Consider the following 18409-nt stretch of genomic DNA (forward strand, 5'->3'; position numbering starts at 1 on the left):
ATGTAAAGCGGCATGAGCATTCTCAAACGCTTCAATCCTGCCCCTGGCACGGCTGACCTGTGGGAGTATATCAAACAACCGCAGGAGTATCGCTGGCTGATCGTGGCTGTGTCTTGTTTGCCGGTTATCGTGATCCTGTTGTGGGCAAGCGGCGAAAGCAGAATCGCGCCGCTCGATCGCCCGAACGTGACTTACATCACCACGCTGGATGAAAACCGTTCGGATGAGGAAATTCTCGCCTCCAATATCGAGAACCAGCGTGTTCAGGATGAACGCCGCGCTCAAATCGAGGCCATCGAAGAGCGCAAACGCGAGATGTATCGCGCGTTGGGCGCCGCAAGCGGCATGAACGTCGAAGCGATGGAAGAACAAGCCGCGGCCGAGCGTGCCCGCGAAGAAGCGGCCCGTGAAGCGCTGCGCCGCGAAGTCCTGGAAAACCGTGTTGTGCCGGGCGCAGCCGATGCCGCCGTGCGCGGCGGAGACCAATAAGAATTGCGCTCACATGGCGACTGGATGGCTGGCGCTGCGCGATTGGCCGCGCGTGCCCGTCCGCTCAGCCGTCCCAACCCCGCAGTCGCATGCATCATTGTTAAAGACGGAACCGTGCAGGCGCGCGGTTGGACACAGGTTGGCGGCAGGCCGCATGCCGAAGCTGCAGCGCTTGCACAAATGCCCGAAGGCGGTGCAGCAGGCGCGACGATCTATGTAACGCTGGAGCCCTGCGCGCATCAGTCCGAACGCGGGCCATCCTGCTCCGATCTGATTGTTGCAGCCCAGCCAGAAAATGTGGTGATCGGCGTAACCGATCCCGATCCGCGCACATCGGGCAATGGGATTGCGCGATTACGCGAGGCCGGGATCGCAGTCGATGTGCTCGACCATCCTGATGCAAAGGCGAGCCTTGCGGGTTTCTTGACCCGCGAAACACAAGGTCGCCCCTTCTTAACGCTCAAGCTGGCCATGTCCGAAGACGGTTTCATCGCGCGCGAGCCGGGGCAAGACCAATGGATCACCGGCGAAGTTGCCCGCGCGCATGTGCATGGTCAGCGTGCCCGTCAGGATGCGATTCTGGTGGGCCGAGGCACATGGGAAGCAGACGGGCCCAGACTCGATGTACGGCTTCCGGGGATCGAGGACCGCAGCCCGCAGCGTTACGTGCTGACCCGCGGCGCAGCGCCAGATGGCGTAGGCGCCCTCGCCTCACCAGACGCGATCAGCGAACTCAGCGAAATCCAGTATCTCTATATCGAGGGCGGAGCAGGCGCCGCGCAGGCATTTATGGACGCGGGACTGGTCGATAAGCTCCATATCTACACCGCGCCGATCACGATTGGCTCTGGCACGAAAGCACCCGCGCAGTTGCTCCCTCAGGCGCTGTGTCAATCAAGCGAATGGTACGCCACCGAAAAACGCCAGCTTGGCAGCGACACCTTCACCGCTTACAGCCGCGCGTAAGAAGGGAAATCAAACCATGTTCACCGGTATCGTAACCGCCATTGGCACGATCACGCAGGCAGAAGAGCGCGGCGATCTGCGCTTGCGCATTGCTGCTCCGCTTGACCCCGCGCGGATAGATATCGGCGCGTCGATTGCATGTTCGGGCGTGTGCCTGACTGTGGTCGATCGCGGCGGAGCTAAAGGCGATGCATGGTTTGATGTCGATGTCTCTGGCGAGACCACCAGTTGCACAGTCGCCGCCATGTGGAATGAAGGCGCGAAGCTCAATATCGAGCCCTCCTTACGCATGGGCGATGAGTTGGGTGGACATATTGTCACCGGCCATGTCGATGCGGTGGGTGAAGTGACCCGCGCCGAGGAAGAAGGCGACAGCTGGCGGGTCGATGTGCGTGCCCCCAAGGAACTCGCGCCATTTATCGCACCCAAGGGCTCGATCACCGTTCAGGGCGTGTCGCTGACGGTCAACGAAATCCGCGACGAGGATGATGGCAGCTGCACATTCATGCTCAACATCATCCCACATACTGGCGAAGTGACGACGCTTGGGGCATTGAAGGCGGGCGATCAGGTCAATCTCGAGATTGACGTACTGGCGCGCTATCTGAAGCGGATGCAGGCGCTGGCGAGTTAAAGTCCGCTAACGACCCACAAGCGGTCATCGAGACGGATTGTCAGGTTCGGGTTTCTTCATGTGGTTACTCTCCTGTCTTTGAGGTCAACCGCCCTGACAAGAGTCTGGGCTCGTTGCTTAAAACGCGGCCCTACACATTTAATACCACGCCGGAGTGCCACTGGCAAAGCAGCCACTACGTGTCAGGATTTGCTGCTCGCTGAAATTGTGGCCTGAACTACGCGACGGAATTCGCGAAAACCCATCTGCATGCCACAGCCTCCAGACGAAACACCCCCCGTTTTGAAAGTCACACATCGCAGTAGTTTGGAACGCCGGATTTCCTCGGCAAACCGCGAAAAGTCACAGTTTTCAAAAGTGCCTTCTGGGCTCGGGCGCAGCAGGCCGAAATCAGGCAGCGCTCAGCAAGTCACCGCCGCTACGGCGTTCACGAACTTCTCGATATTGCCCATGTGCAGCCCGGCAATGTTCACCCGGCCCGAACCCGCCATGTAAATGCCATGCTCTTCGCGCAGCTGCTTCACCTGATCCGGCGTTACTGGCAACACAGAAAACAGCCCGTTCTGCTTGGAAATCGGTACGAAATCTACATGGCCCGCCATCCCCGCATCGCCCAGCGAGGCGCGCACTTGCCGCATACGGTCCCGCATTTGTGTCAGCTCGTCGAGCCAGACAGCAGTCATATCGGGATCGCGCAGGATCAGACGAATTGTCGCACCGCCATGGTCAGGCGGCATAGACCAGGCCGCGCGCGCCAGCGCATTGGCGTTGGAAAATACAGTCTCCAGCGAATCCGCATCGCGCGTCATCGCATAGAACGCGCCCACGCGATCGCGATACACGCCGAAGTTCTTGTCACAGCTATAGGCGATGAAAGCCTCTGGCACAGCGTTCAGAACCTTGCGTAAGCCGTAAGCATCCTCTTCCATACCATGGCCCAGCCCCTGATAGGCCAGATCAATGATCGGGAAAGTGCCGCTAGTCGCAAATGCCTCGGCAATAGCGTCCCATTCCTCGTTCGAATAGTCGATGCCAGTCGGGTTATGGCACGCGCCGTGGAGCAGCACAGCGTCATTCGGGCCTGCGTTGTTGATCGTATCGAGAACCGCCTCGAGGTTGGCGCTGCCATCTGCGCGGGCATGCTCGAACCATTGCGCCTCAAGCGAGATGTCGTTGAAGATCTGCGCGTGGTTGGGCCAGCTGGGCTTGCCGATGTGCAACCGATCCACGCCAGCCTTCTGCGCGAGCGCGACCGCAAGCCTGACAGCGCCTGTGCCGCCCGGCGTTTGCATACCGGTGATACGGCCGCCCATCGTCGCATCGCCACCGAAGATGTAGGGCATCAAACCATTGACGAAGCCCATGTCGCCTTCTGGTCCAAGGTAAGACTTGCTGTCCTGCGTTTCGACCAGTTTGCGCTCGGCCTGTTTGATTGCAGCGAAAACGGGCGTGTCGCCCTGCCCCGTGCGGTAAACACCAACGCCAAGGTCGATCTTGTCATGCCGCTCATCAGCAGCGTACATTTTTATCAGGGCGAGCAGCGCATCGGACGCTTGCGGGGAAAGGTTCTCAAGCATGGAATGCGTCATGCAACGAGTTACGAAAGGCCGCAACAGCGAAATCCCTATTGCGGCCCTCATGCATACATATTTGCGATCTGCTCTTTTGAGCTGAGACTTAGAATGGCAGCCAGCGCTGCTTCTTAGAAAATTTCATGTAGCCCGCGTTCACCCCTAGGCGCAGGCCCGCACCCACGCGGATCGGAATCAGCACGACATCGCCTTTGCGCATATAGCTCGCGTGCATCCCGCCTACGAAATAGGCTTGGCCTTCGCCTGCGGGGAAGCGCTCGTACAGATCTTCAGTGTCATAGAGATTGTAGACCAACACAAATGTATTGCCCGCGTTCGCGCCCGCATCGAGTCCAATCGACGGTCCGGTCCAATAGACGGGCCTGTTGCCCTCGATCTTGTGATGAAGTGTGCCAGAGCCATAGCGAACACCAACCACCAATGCGCCGCCGCCTTCGCGCCCGACGATATAACCATTGGGTTCGCCCTGTTTGCGCAGCAGGTCTTCGATCATTCCTGCCAGGCCTTCTGCGCCTTTGCCGAATACGCCTTCGGCCGCTCCGATCAGATCGTCCTCGCCGTATGTCGTCTCGCTGCCTTCAAATGTCGGCGCTGCCTCTTCGGCGGCACTCGCGCTGGCAGCATCGGTTGTTTGCGCGGCGTCGGTGCTCACTTCCTCTTGCGCGCCAGGATCAGACCCGAATGCGACCAGGTCGTTGCCGGTCGTACTGTCTACAGGCGCAGCCGCAACTCGTGGTGCGGCGGCTTCGGCCAGATCACCGTCGATCGCGCCCGCGGTGGCGGCAGGAGAAGTATACTCGCTGTCCGGATCGATTGCTTCCAATTCTTGCGCCGCAATCGGGTTCGCCGCGAGCGCGAAGCTGGCCAGTATCGCAGCTCCAGCAACTTTGGATCGTTGAATGATTGTGCGTGTCATTGTCCATCTCCAGCCGTCAAATGCCCGGAAAACCGATTGCAGGCGCGGGCCCTTGGTAGTTGCATCAGAACCCATGCTGGAGACTTCTCAATTGCGCGGCGGTGAACCGAATCGAAAATGCGGTGAATCGAGTCTGCAACGCGATCACACGTTTGAATGCGCTTTTTTGAAACTACGGGTTGAAGCGGCCAATTTGCACCTTTATAGCGCGCCCTTCGCATGCCGTAGACAGCCTGGCATGTGGCTGCGGAGACGTGGGTGAGTGGCTGAAACCAGTTCCCTGCTAAGGAACCATACCTACTACGGGTATCGAGGGTTCGAATCCCTCCGTCTCCGCCACCCACCCCCGACACTTGTCTCCGTCATCAGGGCGGATTTCTAAGCTACCGAACTGTCCGAGTAATTCAGGCTCAAACTGTATCTGGGTGACTATTCGTGAGCCGTCTCTGGCGATATCAGGCCGCGTTTTGCGAGGCTGTCTCTGCGCCGAACGCGATCGGTTCGGTTTCCCTGTTTTCAGGGAATTAACAGGGAAAATAGCGCGTTTAATGTCCGACAATGGGGTGGAAAGCAGACATCGCATTTGGCCAAAATGTAATGCAACTCAAACAATCAGCGTTTACGGGCTTTTCGTTATGATCAATTTGCTTGTTCTCTGCACCGGAAACTCTGCTCGAAGCATCCTTGGCGAGGTCTTGTTCAACACCCTTGGCGAAGGCCGGGTGCGGGCATTTAGCGCTGGCAGCAAGCCTGCGGGTGCGATCAATCCAGGGGCTGTCCGACTTCTTCGAAAGCAGAAAGTAGACATATCCAGCTTGCGCTCAAAAAGCTGGGATGAATTTGCGACCCCAGATGCGCCGAAAATCAACATCGTCATTACTGTGTGCGGGAGCGCTGCTGGTGAAACATGTCCAGTGTTTCCGGGCAAGTCTGTAAGAGCGCATTGGGGGTTGGCCGATCCGGCAGCAGTCGCTGGAGACACGGAGAAGATTGATGCGGCGTTTGCGTGTACTTGGGATCAGCTGAAGGCACGCGTTGACGCATTTCTTGCCTTACCGTTTGAAACCATGAGCGAAGCCGAATTTAAATCTGAACTAGACAGGATCGGCGAAATGGAGGGCGCAGCATGAGCGATCTTCGGCGCCGTCTAGCCGCAGAAGGCATTGGTGCGTTTTTCCTTTTTGCTGGCGTCATCGGTTCAGGAATTATGGCTGCCAATTTGTCTGAAGGGAATGACGCTATTGCCCTGCTAGCCAACACTTTGGCGACAGGTGCGATCCTATTTGTCCTAATCGCCTTTCTTGGGCCCATATCTGGCGCTCATATGAACCCGGCAGTTACTTTTGCCGCCGCACTTAGAAGGGAGCTGACCTGGCGAGAAGCCGCGCTTTATGTCTTGGCTCAGCTTACTTTAGGAATTTTGGGTGCCTGGTGCGCGCATGTCATGTTCGAACTTCCTGTTCTACAGCTAAGTATCAAGCCTAGAAACGGAGTGGGGCAGCTCTTGGGTGAAGGTATCGCAACCTTTGGCCTGATCCTCACAATTCTGGGCACTGTTCGTTTCAGAGAAGAGTGGGTTGCTGGAACCGTGGCGTTGTACATTTCAGCTGCCTATTGGTTCACTTCTTCAACAAGCTTCGCCAATCCTGCGATCACTGTCGCAAGGAGCCTCACAGATACCTTTGCTGGCATCGCCGCGGTGGACGTACCGGCTTTCGTGGCAGCCCAATTGGCAGGGGCCATATGTGCAGTAGTTCTCGCGCGTTGGCTATTTGATGAGGGCTAATCTCGCTTTGTCGCAGCACAAGTCACACAGACAACCTGTTTTCTCAGTTTGTTTCTTCTGGCTGCGTTCTTAGGCGACCCAAGGCCCAGTGATCGCCAAAGTCGCGGTTGGACTGTAGGCATTGACGAATAGCGTCTTGCCATCAGGGGACCAACATGCGCCCGCCAACTCGGTCTCAGCTGTCAGCCATCCAAGCGGATAGGCTTCACCAGCGGGCGTAATCCCGCGCAAGTGATTGGTAGACACATCGCCGCTTTGATCTTCGCACACGATCAAGTGACCATTGGGAGAAACCGTCAAATTATCGCCGTAGTGAAACTGGGTGGGATCGTCGCTCTCGAAGAATAGCTGAAGCTGAGCGCTGCCATCCTCGGCAAACGCCAATCGGAAGATCTGGCCCAGTTCCTTTGCGCCGCCCGAAGTGCAGCAGAAATAAAGCTCGCCATCGCCCATGTGGATGCCTTCGCCGCGCGCGAAGAGAGTGGCTCCGCCTGCCGCGCCGCGGACACGCAAGTCGTCTTCAGGGCTTTCAACATTGTCGAGATCGATCCAACTGACCCCCACCCAAGAACCGGGATTCATGCCCAACCTACGCCAGTTCCGGCTATCAGCGACACCATCAGCGACTAAAGCCTGCAGTTTTCCGCCGCTGGACAGGTCACCTGGCGCATCCGGCATGTAGCGATAAAGCAGGCTATCATCGCGATCTTCGGTCAAATAGACAGAGCCGGTTACAGGATCGACGCAGGCCGCTTCGTGATTGAACCTGCCCATCGCTTTGATAGGGGCAGGATTGACCAAGCCTTGCGCATTGGCGGGGACTTCGAAAACCCAGCCGTGGTCGCGCATCACACCGTCGCCAGCGTTGGTGACATCTTCTTCGCAAGTAAGCCATGTACCCCATGGTGTGATGCCGCCCGCGCAATTCCTGATTGTGCCTCCGAGGGAGCGAAATTCACGCACAATTTCGAGCGTTGCTGCATCAAGCACCAAATTGGTCGTGCCGCCTGGCAGCATTGCGCCTGCTTCGTTTCTGTCAAAGCCTTCAGCCAGTTCGCCGCCAGCATCGTGGTTCACTTTGAGTTCGTGATTGCGCACCAGAGCGATTGTGCCGTCGCCAAGATCAAAGCAGCCCATTCCATCTGCGCGATCTGGCACGGTTCCTCCGTCGCTCATGGCGTCGCCAAGCTTGGAGATAATTCTGTAAGAGAAACCCTTGGGAAGATCGAGCAAACCGGCGGGATCGGGCTGCAAAGGGCCGTAGGGGCTGGCCGCAAGTGAACCCGAGGGATCGCCGCTGTATCGCATGCAGCCGCTTGCCAATAGCGCGGCAAACGCGCTGCCGGTTGCGGCCATGAATGTGCGGCGGTCGGTTTGCATCGCTATCTCTCGTCCAGTGCTTCCAGGATAGCATTCCAGGAAACGAGTTTGAAGTTCTGCGCTTCAGGGCGGTTGTCGCCGTCCTGAGCAACAAACAGGCCGTCCGGATATGACGGGCCAAAACTGCCAAGCTTGAGCGCGATGCCGTCGGTTTCTTCCGCATTGCCGATTTCATTGCCGCCTATACGAAAGCGCCCGACTGCCGCCATGTCAGGCAAGCGATAGACAGCATAGGCGTTGTCACCCTGGCTTGAGGCAACAAGATAGCCATCTTCGCTGCCTTCGGGTGCCAAAGCGAGGCCCTCGACATCAGCGACCAGCAGCCGGTTGTCGATTGGGGCGACCATTTCGCGCGCTCCCGCGGCGACGTCCAGCCGCCAGACACCCGCCACCTCTTCACCGACGTAAAGCTGCTGCGTTCGCGGGTCGAAAACGCAACCTTCGGGCTGGCTCGGGATCTTTGCCAGGGTGCGCGTTTCACTTTGCCAGCCTTTATCCGACCAGCTGACCATATTGACGGCAATTCGCCCGTCCTTGATCGGGCTATACATTGAGATTGAACCGTCATCGAGCTCTTCGCCGATACAAAACCCGTAGGCTTCGCCGGGGCCCGCATCGATGCGGGTGAGTTCGGTCAGTTCACCGGTGGTTGTATCTAGCGAAGCGAGCAGGATCTTGGCATTCGCTGGATCTCCGCGATCGCTCGCCGCAACCAGTGTCGTGCCATCCGAAAGCTCGATCAGATCGACGTTGTTGAGCAAACCACCGGCGAGAAAGCTGCGTACATTCCCGTCGAGCCCGTAAACATACAATCCCGCCTTCTTGTCAGTCGCAACGATCAGGCTATCGGAGGCATTAGCCTCGTTTCGCCAGATCGCTGCATCATCCGCTGCATCCTCATTTGCTGTCCCGACCGGTTCGGTCTGTGCCGTTGCCGATACAAGAGTAGCGGGATCGCCGGTGATCGGCACCGTAGCACAGGCCGCGGCGATCCCGAGAGAAACAAGCACCAAAAGGCGAAAGTTGGTCATGGCCTAGAAGGTATAACGTGCACCAAATTTCATCGTCCAGTTGTACTCTTCGTACTGAAGCAGGTTCTCTCGACCGCCCTGACGGTTGAATGCAAAATACTTTGCGTCGTTGATGTTCACCCACTCATAGTAGAGCTGAAGATTGTCCGTCGCACGGAACTTCGCGCTCAAGTCCAGCTGGAAGTGATCATCTACGTAGCGGTCCAGTTCCGCTTCGTCAGAGAGTTCATCGAGATAGCCATCACGATATGTCCCTGAGAGGCGGATGTCGAATGGACCCTTGTCATAACCGAGCGAGAAGTTCGCTGTGTGCTCCGACGTTGCCGGAAGCGGGATGTTGCGAGGCCCTTCGCTTGCTACCGTCGTGATCGTTCCGCTGGCATCGGTATAAGTGTAGTTTGCCTGCACAACAAAGCCGTCCAGCATGCCAGAAAGCGCTTGCGAGAAGCCCAGCTCGACACCGAAGATGTCGCCCTCATCGCCATTGGTGAACACTGTCGCCTCGTCGAATGCCACCCCGCGGAATACACCGCCATCATCGAAGTTCTGCTCGACGATGAAGTCTTCGACACTCTTGTAGAACACCGACGCGAAGATCGCGCCGTTGTCAGTCATGTAGTATTCTGCAGCTGCATCGATATTCCAGGCTTCAGTCGGGCGAAGATCCGGATTGCCGAATTCGCCTTCACGTTCGCCATCGTCAGCTTCCTCGACGGTGATGCGCGGAGCCTGCTGGAATGGACCAGGGCGAACAATGCTGCGATAACCTGCGAGGCGCAGGATCAGGTCAGGTTGTGCTTCGTAGCGGATATTGATGCTGGGCAGCCAGTGGTCATAGTCGCGGTCGATGCTAGTCGGGGCGACGATCACAGTGTCTTCAGTCGCGGTTGCACCCCCTGGCAAAGTGCCGCCTTCTTCGACCAGCAATACATCGTTGCCCGACAGCGTGTTCGAAGTGTTTTCATAACGAACACCGGCGATCACAGTCAGGTCGCTGGTTTCCCAACGACCCATGAGATAGCCTGCAAGGATGTCTTCCTCGACGGAGAAATCACTCACCGCCGAGTCGAACTGACTGTCGATCTCCTGAAGCTCGAAGTCACCAAAGTTGGCGAAGAAAAAGTCAGTCGCCTCAGTAAGGCCGGGGAGCGGTGTCAGGTCGACAATGCGATATGTCGGGCCGACACCCAGTGCATCCGCCATAGTATAGTTGTCGTTCTCGTAGAACTGAATTTCACCATCGAAACTCTTCTCACGGAAGCGGCCCTTGAAGCCCGCTTGCACTGTGAATTCGCCATTGTCCATTTGGAAGCGACGCCCGATGTCGAGCTGCGCTGCGGTCTCCTCGTCTTCGCTGTCCGACAGTGCGGTTAGCTCTACATCATTCAGCTCATAGGCAGAAGGATCGATGAAATCACCGATCGGATCTATGATCGAATAGATAGGGGTGCGCGGATTCGAGTAGTCGAAACCAACCTGCAGCCCTTCCGCTTCATACTCGCGCTCGAACTGAGTTGGATCGACGCTGCCGTTTTCGAACTCGGTCGATTTTGCGTAACTCAAAGAATAATCCGCGAACCAGTCACCCCAATCACTTTCACCGCCCAAAACGACAGAGCGAATGCGCTGCCGCTCGAAACGGTCTTTGATGTCGCGCTCGACTGTGATTGCTTCATCGTCTTCATAGAGCGGGTTCGTGCTAGAGCCGGAAACGCCCGCATCACCCAGGTCGAAAGTCAGGCGGCGCCGGAATTCCTGATCGTCAAACTGGCTCCAGATTCCCTTGAGATAGAGTTCGGTGCTGTCGCCGGCACGGAAGTCTAGGCCAAGCGTCGCGCTGATCCGCTCACGCTCGACATCATAGTCACGATACTGGACTTCTTCGGCATAGACCAGGCCATCATCATCTTCCCAATCATCCGCCTCGATATTGTCCGTCTCGAACTTGCGGTTGTAGAAAGATATGCCGCCCGAAATTCCGAAGTTGTCGCTTAGACGGGCTGAGAAATCCGCACTCAGGTCTGGAGTCAGTTCTTCGGATAGCTCGTTATAGCTGCCGCCAACAGAGGCTACGAGGAGATCCTTCTGACGATCAAACGCACTGGTCGTTTCAATTTCGATAGACGCGCCAATGGTATCACCATCCATATCCGGCGTCAGCGACTTCTTGATCGTCACTGACTCGATGATGTCAGACGAGACCACATCAAGCGCAACGGCGCGGATGTCACTTTCCGGGGAAGGCAAGCGTACGCCATTGATAGAGGTCGCGTTCAGTGTTGGATCAAGGCCGCGCACCGAAACGAAGCGACCTTCACCCTGGTCATTGAGGACATTAACACCCGGCAGGCGGCGCAGGCTCTCAGCTACGTTCTGGTCAGGAAACTGGCCAATCGCGTCGCGTGTCAGTACGTCACTAACGCCATCGCCTGCACGCTTGCGCGAAAGCGATGAAGCCTGGTTGGCAAGCTGACCGATAACCAGAATGTTGCCGCTGCCATCGCGCATCAGAGCAAAGTTTGCCGTGGCAATACCTGTTTCGCTCACGGTGACAGTCTGCGTCTGTGTAGCCGCCCCGACTTAGCTGACCTCCAGAGTGTAGGTTCCAGCCGGAACGCCTGAGAAACTGAATCCGCCATCACGCTCGGTTGTGGCAACCCGATCCAGTTCGACAATTCGCACTTCTGCCGCGCGAATCGAGACTGTCTCCTCTGCGTCAGTGACTGTGCCGCGCACATCACCGGCGAATGCGGCGACCGGCGTCGAAGCAGCAATGACCGCTGCCCCAGTGAACAAGATCGACTTCAATTTCATTGGAATATGCCCTCCTAGAGTCGGAGGTGCGATAAGACCTGTATTTGTCAGCCTCGCTTCAGTTTGAAGAAGTTTACATTTCAAAGTCGACCAATCGGTAACAAATTGGTCACGGATGCCAAAGGGCGGATGGTCCCTTTCAGGCAGTACCTGGTCTGGATCGAGGTAGTGCCTCCATCGGGGACCGCTCCGACGAACACAGGAAGGTCGTGCCTTCCGATTAGAGGCAGTGCCTCGACCGACATGTGTGGCATTGGCAGCCTGACATAATCGGGCGAGTCTAGTGGGCCCAATCGCACAATCTGGATCCTTCCATCCTATGTTCGAAAGGGCTGCCCATTGTGTCGAACCGCGCCACGGCAGCTTAGGCTCAGCTTAGTTGCATTAGAACGCCGCCGTCGCCCCAACGAGTATCACGTTCGTTGCAGCTTCCCGATCTGACCATGTACTACCATCTGGAAAGTTGCCTCCAGACACGAAATTCAAAGGAGCAAATCCGTCGACGTGGATAAATTCACTGAAGATATTAACATGCGCAAATGGAAAATATGAAAAACCCAGAACGGCTTGATTTTGCCTTTCCCAAGGAGAATCTTCGGCACCAGCAATAAACTTTGAAAATTCGCCGGAAAATGCAAATTTTCTATGCTGCTCTACATCCACCGTCTCGCCAAAAGAATATCGCCCTCCAATGGTGAACGCCTTCGTCTTGACTGCAGGAAAGACACTCAGTGGATTATTCGGGATGGGGACGTTTGATCCAGGCCACGCTTTTGTCGTCTGTGCGTATTCACCCAATAGCTTAAGCTGCCCAAAATTTACGACACCATAGGCGGCAATTCCTGGATTCCTCTCTTCACATGGATTGAAATGGAAAACGGGGTAACTTTGGCAATAACTAGTAGCGTGCTGATAACTTGCACCAATACGAACGTTATGAGCACCCATACCCAGCGGTATTTGATAATTGCCGTCAAAAACAAAATTGTTCAGACGAGAAGGCACGGCAGTGCCTCGCACTGGAGCGTTAGCAGACCTGAATTGTGCGCCGCCCTGCACGGCCATCGCGCGAACACTGAGACCACTCGCATAAAATCCCAATTGTGCGCCGTAAGCCAAAGGCGCAAATGCGTGCCAGTTGGTCGAATTTGTGAAAGGGCTAACCGAATCGTTCAGACCAAATGGCACATCCATCTTACCAATCAAACCATATATTGGACTCTTATCGAGGTTGCCCCACATGATCCAACCGCGGCGCAATTGAATCTGGTTGCGATCCCTTGATGTAATTGTCCCAGGGCCAAAATTTTGCTCTGGATTATACAAGAGTTCAGCATACCCTAAAAGATCATCCGACAGTCTTGCCGTCATGGCTAGATTAGCACTGTGTAGAACAGCCTCAGAAACCTTATCGCCAATCTGGTTGGCGCTAGTTGGGTTTCTCATAAGATAACCAAACTTATCGTCGCGATTTGACCATTGGTAGTTCGCGATTGCTGTAATCTGTCCAGATAGCGTAATCCTGTCGTTTAACTGCTCGTCACGTAGCGCCTTCAACTGCACAATTGGTTTGGTGTTTACGTCTACCGACTGATCGAGAACCCGGAATGCGTAAGCCGAATTAGTCCCTATGCTATCGTTGAAGTTTTCCCTTTCTAAGTATTCCCTTTTTTGCACCAGTCCACCAGGCTCCTCAGCGGACGCGGTCTGCTCCGCACCCACGGGAACCTCAGCTTTGATAAGCTCTAATTCTGCCCTCAAGTCCGCGTTTTCATTGGCCAGAGCTTCAATCCTCTCCTCCAACGCCAACAAACGATCAGATAACTCAATATCCTGTGCGGCTACAGGCGAGGTAAAAACTGTAGTGGCCAAAAAAAACGGGCCCAGATTTCTTATTTTTTTCATACATATTTTCTAACATGAAGTATACGACACGACAACTTTTGAGCTTCAATTATTAGTCTTATTCTGAGGATGACGGTATTTTTAGCGGCGTAATAAGTCCCCTTGAGCAGTGCATCTGCAACTGGTGGCTGGGTTTTCGGGGGGTAGAGAACCACAATGAGATTTGCGCAGACTGGCCGGGTCATAGAGCTTGCCAGGCATTGGGAGCCACGAAGTATCATCATCGAAGACAAGGGCTCTGGAACTGCTCTCATCCAGCAGCTGCGTGCTGAACACAACAGCATGACCCGTCCGACCGCATTCCTACCGAAGGAGGATAAGGTTACACGCCTTCACGCCCAGTCGGCACGGATAGAGGCAGGCCATGTATGGCTTCCGGACAATGCGCCCTGGCTCGAGGATCTTCGTATCGAGCTTTCCAGCTTTCCGAACGGGCGGCATGATGACCAGGCTGACAGCATAAGCCAGTTCCTCAGCTGGTTTTCCGATATGAGATCAAGGACTGTTCAACTCGTTCCGCTAAGCGGAATTTGAGAGCCCTGCGGTACTAACTCACTTGCTCATCGGATCCCGATTAAAAACTAGGCTGAAGATTTAAACTGGGTTGCTCATAATGATGTAAATCACGCGGATCTGAATTGGCGGAGCTGGTCGTGTAGGAAGAATCCTCTTGCTTTAAATTAGGCTTTGGCAATTATCTGGTTCTTAAGGGTAACGGCGAGGATGCAGTTTGGCAGAGGTAACAAGGCAAATCAGTTCACTCGAAAGCTTCGGTAACTTTCTCTCAAAAAATTCCATCGACTGGTTCGTCGATGATGAAGGTTGCGCCGTTATCACCTCATTGTCTTTCAGGCTTTGGGTGCACGCAATTCCTAACGATCAGGGATTTTACTTTAACACCTGTTGGCCCGTTATGGACGATGTGTCCGAGCTTGAGTTGCTCCGCTTCGTCAACACCTACAACCTGGTCTTCCCGATGGTGCAGTTCAGTACGGATGAAGCCCGTTCAGAAATAAGAGGTCATTATGCGTTCTATACGCCCAATGGCTTGAGTGAGGCTGAGTTTCTTGCCGCAGCTCGGCAATTTACCAAAATTTTCAAAGACGCCATCAAGGACGAAGACAACAATGTTACCGAGCCTTGGTGCGATGCCACGCTTCTGTGCAGCGGTGCTGAAGTCCATACACTGCATTAGACTTAAGAGGGGAACACGAACATGAGCGTGAGAGAGGCAGTACTTGCTGTTGCGGAAGGTGAAATTAACGGCCGTATCTTAGCCAGCCCCGATATACCGCACAAAAAATTAGCCAATGCGCGCAAGGGGTTCATCACCCGCACCGATGAAGTTTTTCTTCTCGTTGATGATACCGTTTTTGGGTCTGGTAAAGATGGCCTCGCCATCACCGAAAAGTACATTTATGCCAAGCAGCTCTTCGAAATACCCAAGTCTATAAAGATATCCTCAATCCGGAGCCTCGAATATGAGAGCAAACGGGTGAATCTAGACATCTATATTAACAATAATCTTTTCCTGACCCTGTCCTCCCTCGAAAGGCAGGACCACGATTATCTCATGGCCATTCTGCAAGCGGCCAAAGAAGCTGCAACAGAAGGATCGTTAGAGCCAAATCAGAACGAGGAAAGTCCGGACTTAGTTGAGAAGGAGGATCTCCCTCCACTCAGCTGCGGCGAATGCAATGCGGAGCTGCCGCCAAACGCCAAGTTCTGCCTCGAGTGCGGAGCCAAAGTGCTTCCAAAAGGTGTCTGCCTTGCGTGCGATGCTAAGCTCCCAGAAAAAGCGAAGTTCTGTCCCGAGTGTGGAACACCGGCTGGTAAGCAATCAGAAACAAAGGCACCCCCTGCTGCGGGGGCTGGAACACAGATTGACGCCGATCAGGCCCGCAACGAACTCTCTGAACTTCTGGCCGATGCCGAGCAAGACGTGTCGATAGACAGTGATGGCGACCTCAGAATTTATTTTACTACAAGTGGAGTGCCTTCCTTCACCTCGAAACTTCGCGGCAGTGCGATCTCATACTCGATCAAGGTGATGTCTGAGGGCGAAGAAGCAGAGGATGACAGCCTGTCTGTCAATTATAGCCCTGATGATGACAGCATATCATTTGGCGGACCTTACTTGCGCGTGGGGAAACTACCCTCAGCTCAATATGAAATACAAATCGACGCAAGTTTCTGGGCGACGACCGCTGTGGAGATCCACGAGATCAAACTCAAGGCAGGCAAAATCGATGCCCCTAGCCTCGGATCTTCGGGCATTTCTCTGTCGGGATTGAAAGCCACCAAGGATGAGGGCGACGGCTCTTACGGGGTCGAATACGAGCTTAAGGCCTATCCCAACCATTATGTGCACTTCGATATTCTGTCGGAGAAGCCAGAGGATGACGCCAACCTTTGGCCAATGCTCGAGAGCGATAGCACACGATCTGGCACTGCATGGCTTTATGACATCAAGCCTGGAGAAACGTTCTATTTGGTGTTCGCCGAATACGAGAAGATCGTCGATGGTATAACCGCAACTCTCTCAGGGACGGCTGAGCCGATGGAGGGGGCTTATGATGAAGCGGATGCTACATCATCCGATAGCTCCGGGACGTATGGCGGCAATAATGAAGAAAGCGTCGTTAAGCTGGAATTCCAAATCAAGCGCGGGGTTATCTCTCAATTAGACTTTGATGAAGATGAGTGCGGCGAACTCAAAAATTGCTGGGCGCTATGTAAAGAGGGGGCCTATGATGAAGCTGCAGCCCTTTTATTACCCCACTTGAGCTTCGAATGGGATTGGGCAAACGGCGATGGCGATGCCAATGAATACTTCATCGACCCAGAACCAATTTATATGCAGTTTGATAACGAGAACTGTTCTCTGAGGGTTGGGGATGTCGGAGACACATTATGTCTAACCGCATCCGTATCATTTACTGTTCGCGGTCGTCCCAGAATTGACCAGGATAATCTCAGCAGGTGGCTCGATGAAAACTCCATGTATGCCTGTGGCTACGTGGAAGGAGGCTTCAGTTATGATGGGTCGGATGGAGACAACGTTTGGGTTGTCGATATCAAGGGCGCCTGGTTGACTTCTGGTGAAAATAATCAGGAGTCGGGCCAAGCAATTCGGTGTTGTGTAATCAAGGCCGGCAAAATTAGAAATGCTCCAGGCTTCGAGAGTTTCGTAGGACCAGACGACATAGATGGTTGCGAAGTTGTGGTGTTCTTCGACCGTGAAGACGAATATTCCCCATGCGGATACGCGATATGCAAAACAGGCGATAACACCTATCTTGTTGACGTCAGCGACTATGGTCAAAGCCCGGACAGTCAGGCGTTACGGAATGCATTGCCTGAACATTTAGGCGGGCAGTGGAATAATATACTTCTGGGATCTTTGGACATTGAGGAGATGGAGGATGAAGGCGTTGGAGGCATCCTCATATACCCAGACCATGATTTGAATTATGAAGGCCGTCATTTTGACGTTAGCCCGCATGTTACTGAAGATGTTGGAGATTTAGAAAATCTTGTGGTTTGGCACGTCTTCGGATCTTTCTCACCAAAGTCCGCATTTCCTCTTGAGGAAATGATGAATGGTCAGCTGCCAGCTCCTTTGACTCTAGATTTTTCCGATTTTGGTATGATCACAGACTACGCCACCGACACCGAAATGATGGTGATTTTCAAAAATACCATTAAGGTATCCCCCGATGCAGCTCAAGGCGCCGATTTGACTGCTGCGGCAAATCCTTTGAGTGAAGTGCGAGAAGATATCGCTGAAGGTGCGGATGAAGACGAACTCGCTGTTGCAGCGGAGGGGTCTGTTAGCATCAGCTTGCAGCTCGTTTATAACAATGCGGACACCGGTCATTCGGACGAACAAATTGTGTCGGTCGAAACTGATAACGTGGAAATTCTTAAATTGATTACGGCGTGCCTAGACCAGCCTTCTGAGGATGCCTTCAACATCCTATTTTGCAAGATGTACGACAATCCAGGTTTCGGGGGCATGCTCCGCTCCGGTTCCCCCGGTGCGCTTTATTCAGAGCTTTGGCCATTAATGTCTCGTTGGGCTTTTGAAAAACTTGGCTGGGGTGATGTGACTGTCGACGTCATTGGAGCTGTGATCAATGGCACCGACCTTGGCATCGACGTAGAAACTATGGATACCAATCGCTGGTCCCTCCAGTTGGTTCGCGGTGAAGGCATGTACTGTTACCACTGAGATTGGCAGAACCGCTGCACATTTGAGTTTAGAAAGATTTGGATAATGCAATTTAATAAAGAGCACCTCGATTTTCTAAAGAGTGTCCAGCACAGCCGGACAGATGCATGGGGTGGAAATGATTTACGAGCCTTTTCGAAGTATATTGAGAACAAAGCTCGCCTTAAAAATGAAGTTTCTCTAGAGAGGTTTTTTCATGAAATTTACAGTGCCCAAGAAGCCCGTTGAGGAGGAGATCGACATTGATCTCATCCGCAATGTTCTCGTAAACGCGACCCGTTTAGGTGACTTCGAGTACGCAAATCGCGCGAAAAGACGCCTCTGGGAACTTCACAAGATCGGGGAAACAGAGCTTGAGCGGCGCTTTGGAGAAATTCTCGCTGCATACGAGAGCTTTCTTTCAGAACGTAACCAACGCAACACGAAGGCCTCACGCACTTGGCAAAAGATAAGGCGTCATGGCGTAAAGAGGGCACTCATTGATTGGGCTACAAGCAAGACGGAGCACGCCGGCTTTAAGGTGCTGGTCGAAGAGGGAAACTGGGACATGACCGCTGAGTATCTTGTTGTGAGTATGGCCAACGAATTTGAGCCACCAGTTGTAGCGGCTGCCCGACAGCGGTTGTTAGATGCTGGGGTCAGCTTCGATCTCGATAAATGAG

General features: G+C 54.3%; 16 protein-coding genes and 1 tRNA gene. 10 read left to right on the plus strand and 7 right to left on the minus strand.

The genetic code is table 11. From position 1 onward, the window contains the following. Positions 1-12: 12 nt before the first annotated feature. From QQX03_RS10975 to QQX03_RS10985, 3 genes are read left to right on the plus strand one after another with little or no spacing between them, the layout of a single operon-like run. Positions 13-489 (plus strand): hypothetical protein, encoded by a 477-nt coding sequence (locus QQX03_RS10975; RefSeq protein ID WP_285975760.1) that lies wholly within the window; start codon positions 13-15, stop codon positions 487-489. A gap of 24 nt (positions 490-513) precedes the next feature. Further along, on the plus strand, positions 514-1455 hold the full coding sequence (gene ribD, locus QQX03_RS10980) for a bifunctional diaminohydroxyphosphoribosylaminopyrimidine deaminase/5-amino-6-(5-phosphoribosylamino)uracil reductase RibD (protein ID WP_285977015.1): 942 nt from the start codon (positions 514-516) through the stop codon (positions 1453-1455). 16 nt (positions 1456-1471) lie between these two features. Next, positions 1472-2089 (plus strand): riboflavin synthase, encoded by a 618-nt coding sequence (locus QQX03_RS10985; RefSeq protein WP_285975761.1) that lies wholly within the window; start codon positions 1472-1474, stop codon positions 2087-2089. Between the two features lie 401 nt (positions 2090-2490). Here QQX03_RS10985 and QQX03_RS10990 read toward each other — a convergent pair whose 3' ends face one another. Both QQX03_RS10990 and QQX03_RS10995 read right to left on the minus strand, forming a co-directional pair. Further along, on the minus strand, positions 2491-3666 hold the full coding sequence (locus tag QQX03_RS10990) for an amino acid aminotransferase (RefSeq protein WP_285977016.1): 1176 nt from the start codon (positions 3664-3666) through the stop codon (positions 2491-2493). A gap of 100 nt (positions 3667-3766) precedes the next feature. Further along, entirely contained in the window at positions 3767-4597 is an 831-nt protein-coding gene (locus tag QQX03_RS10995) for a DUF1134 domain-containing protein (protein ID WP_285975762.1), read from the minus strand. A gap of 248 nt (positions 4598-4845) precedes the next feature. Here QQX03_RS10995 and QQX03_RS11000 point away from each other — a divergent pair. The 3 genes from QQX03_RS11000 to QQX03_RS11010 all read left to right on the plus strand — a co-directional run bounded on the left by QQX03_RS11000 (position 4846) and on the right by QQX03_RS11010 (position 6383). Then, a tRNA-Ser gene (locus QQX03_RS11000) sits at positions 4846-4936 on the plus strand. Positions 4937-5145: 209 nt separating this feature from the next. Then, positions 5146-5727 carry an arsenate reductase ArsC gene (locus QQX03_RS11005; protein WP_432762826.1) on the plus strand — a complete coding sequence of 194 codons (582 nt, stop codon included), beginning with the start codon at positions 5146-5148 and terminating at the stop codon, positions 5725-5727. Further along, positions 5724-6383, plus strand: coding sequence for an aquaporin (locus QQX03_RS11010; RefSeq protein WP_285975763.1), 660 nt, complete (start codon positions 5724-5726; stop codon positions 6381-6383). Before QQX03_RS11005 ends, QQX03_RS11010 begins: the two co-directional genes overlap by 4 nt. Before the next feature lie 69 nt (positions 6384-6452). Here the strand turns inward: QQX03_RS11010 and QQX03_RS11015 are convergent, their stop codons facing one another. The 5 genes from QQX03_RS11015 to QQX03_RS11030 all read right to left on the minus strand — a co-directional run bounded on the left by QQX03_RS11015 (position 6453) and on the right by QQX03_RS11030 (position 13513). Next, positions 6453-7763: an alkaline phosphatase PhoX gene (locus QQX03_RS11015; protein WP_285975764.1), complete on the minus strand. Its 1311-nt coding sequence runs from the start codon at positions 7761-7763 to the stop codon at positions 6453-6455. A gap of 2 nt (positions 7764-7765) precedes the next feature. Beyond that, positions 7766-8794: a phytase gene (locus tag QQX03_RS11020; protein WP_285975765.1), complete on the minus strand. Its 1029-nt coding sequence runs from the start codon at positions 8792-8794 to the stop codon at positions 7766-7768. Between the two features lie 3 nt (positions 8795-8797). Next, complete coding sequence (locus tag QQX03_RS11025; RefSeq protein ID WP_349665843.1) at positions 8798-11341, minus strand: TonB-dependent receptor; 2544 nt, start codon at positions 11339-11341, stop codon at positions 8798-8800. Positions 11342-11374: 33 nt separating this feature from the next. Then, positions 11375-11608, minus strand: coding sequence for a carboxypeptidase regulatory-like domain-containing protein (locus QQX03_RS11530; RefSeq protein ID WP_349665844.1), 234 nt, complete (start codon positions 11606-11608; stop codon positions 11375-11377). Between the two features lie 384 nt (positions 11609-11992). Further along, complete coding sequence (locus QQX03_RS11030; RefSeq protein ID WP_285975766.1) at positions 11993-13513, minus strand: hypothetical protein; 1521 nt, start codon at positions 13511-13513, stop codon at positions 11993-11995. Between the two features lie 156 nt (positions 13514-13669). On the opposite strand from QQX03_RS11030, the gene terL reads away from it, so the two are divergent. From terL to QQX03_RS11050, 4 genes are all read left to right on the plus strand, one after another. Further along, the gene (terL, locus tag QQX03_RS11035; RefSeq protein ID WP_285975767.1) at positions 13670-14047 is read left to right on the plus strand and encodes a phage terminase large subunit; all 378 of its coding nucleotides are present in this window, start codon (positions 13670-13672) and stop codon (positions 14045-14047) included. A 196-nt stretch (positions 14048-14243) separates the two neighbouring features. Continuing rightward, on the plus strand, positions 14244-14708 hold the full coding sequence (locus tag QQX03_RS11040) for a hypothetical protein (RefSeq protein ID WP_285975768.1): 465 nt from the start codon (positions 14244-14246) through the stop codon (positions 14706-14708). A 21-nt stretch (positions 14709-14729) separates the two neighbouring features. Beyond that, on the plus strand, positions 14730-17747 hold the full coding sequence (locus QQX03_RS11045) for a zinc ribbon domain-containing protein (RefSeq protein ID WP_285975769.1): 3018 nt from the start codon (positions 14730-14732) through the stop codon (positions 17745-17747). Between the two features lie 196 nt (positions 17748-17943). Then, positions 17944-18408, plus strand: coding sequence for a hypothetical protein (locus QQX03_RS11050; RefSeq protein WP_285975770.1), 465 nt, complete (start codon positions 17944-17946; stop codon positions 18406-18408). The last annotated feature ends 1 nt before the right edge of the window (position 18409 follow it).

This window comes from Altererythrobacter rubellus (assembly GCF_030284385.1).
Taxonomy (GTDB): Bacteria; Pseudomonadota; Alphaproteobacteria; order Sphingomonadales; family Sphingomonadaceae; genus Erythrobacter; species Erythrobacter rubellus.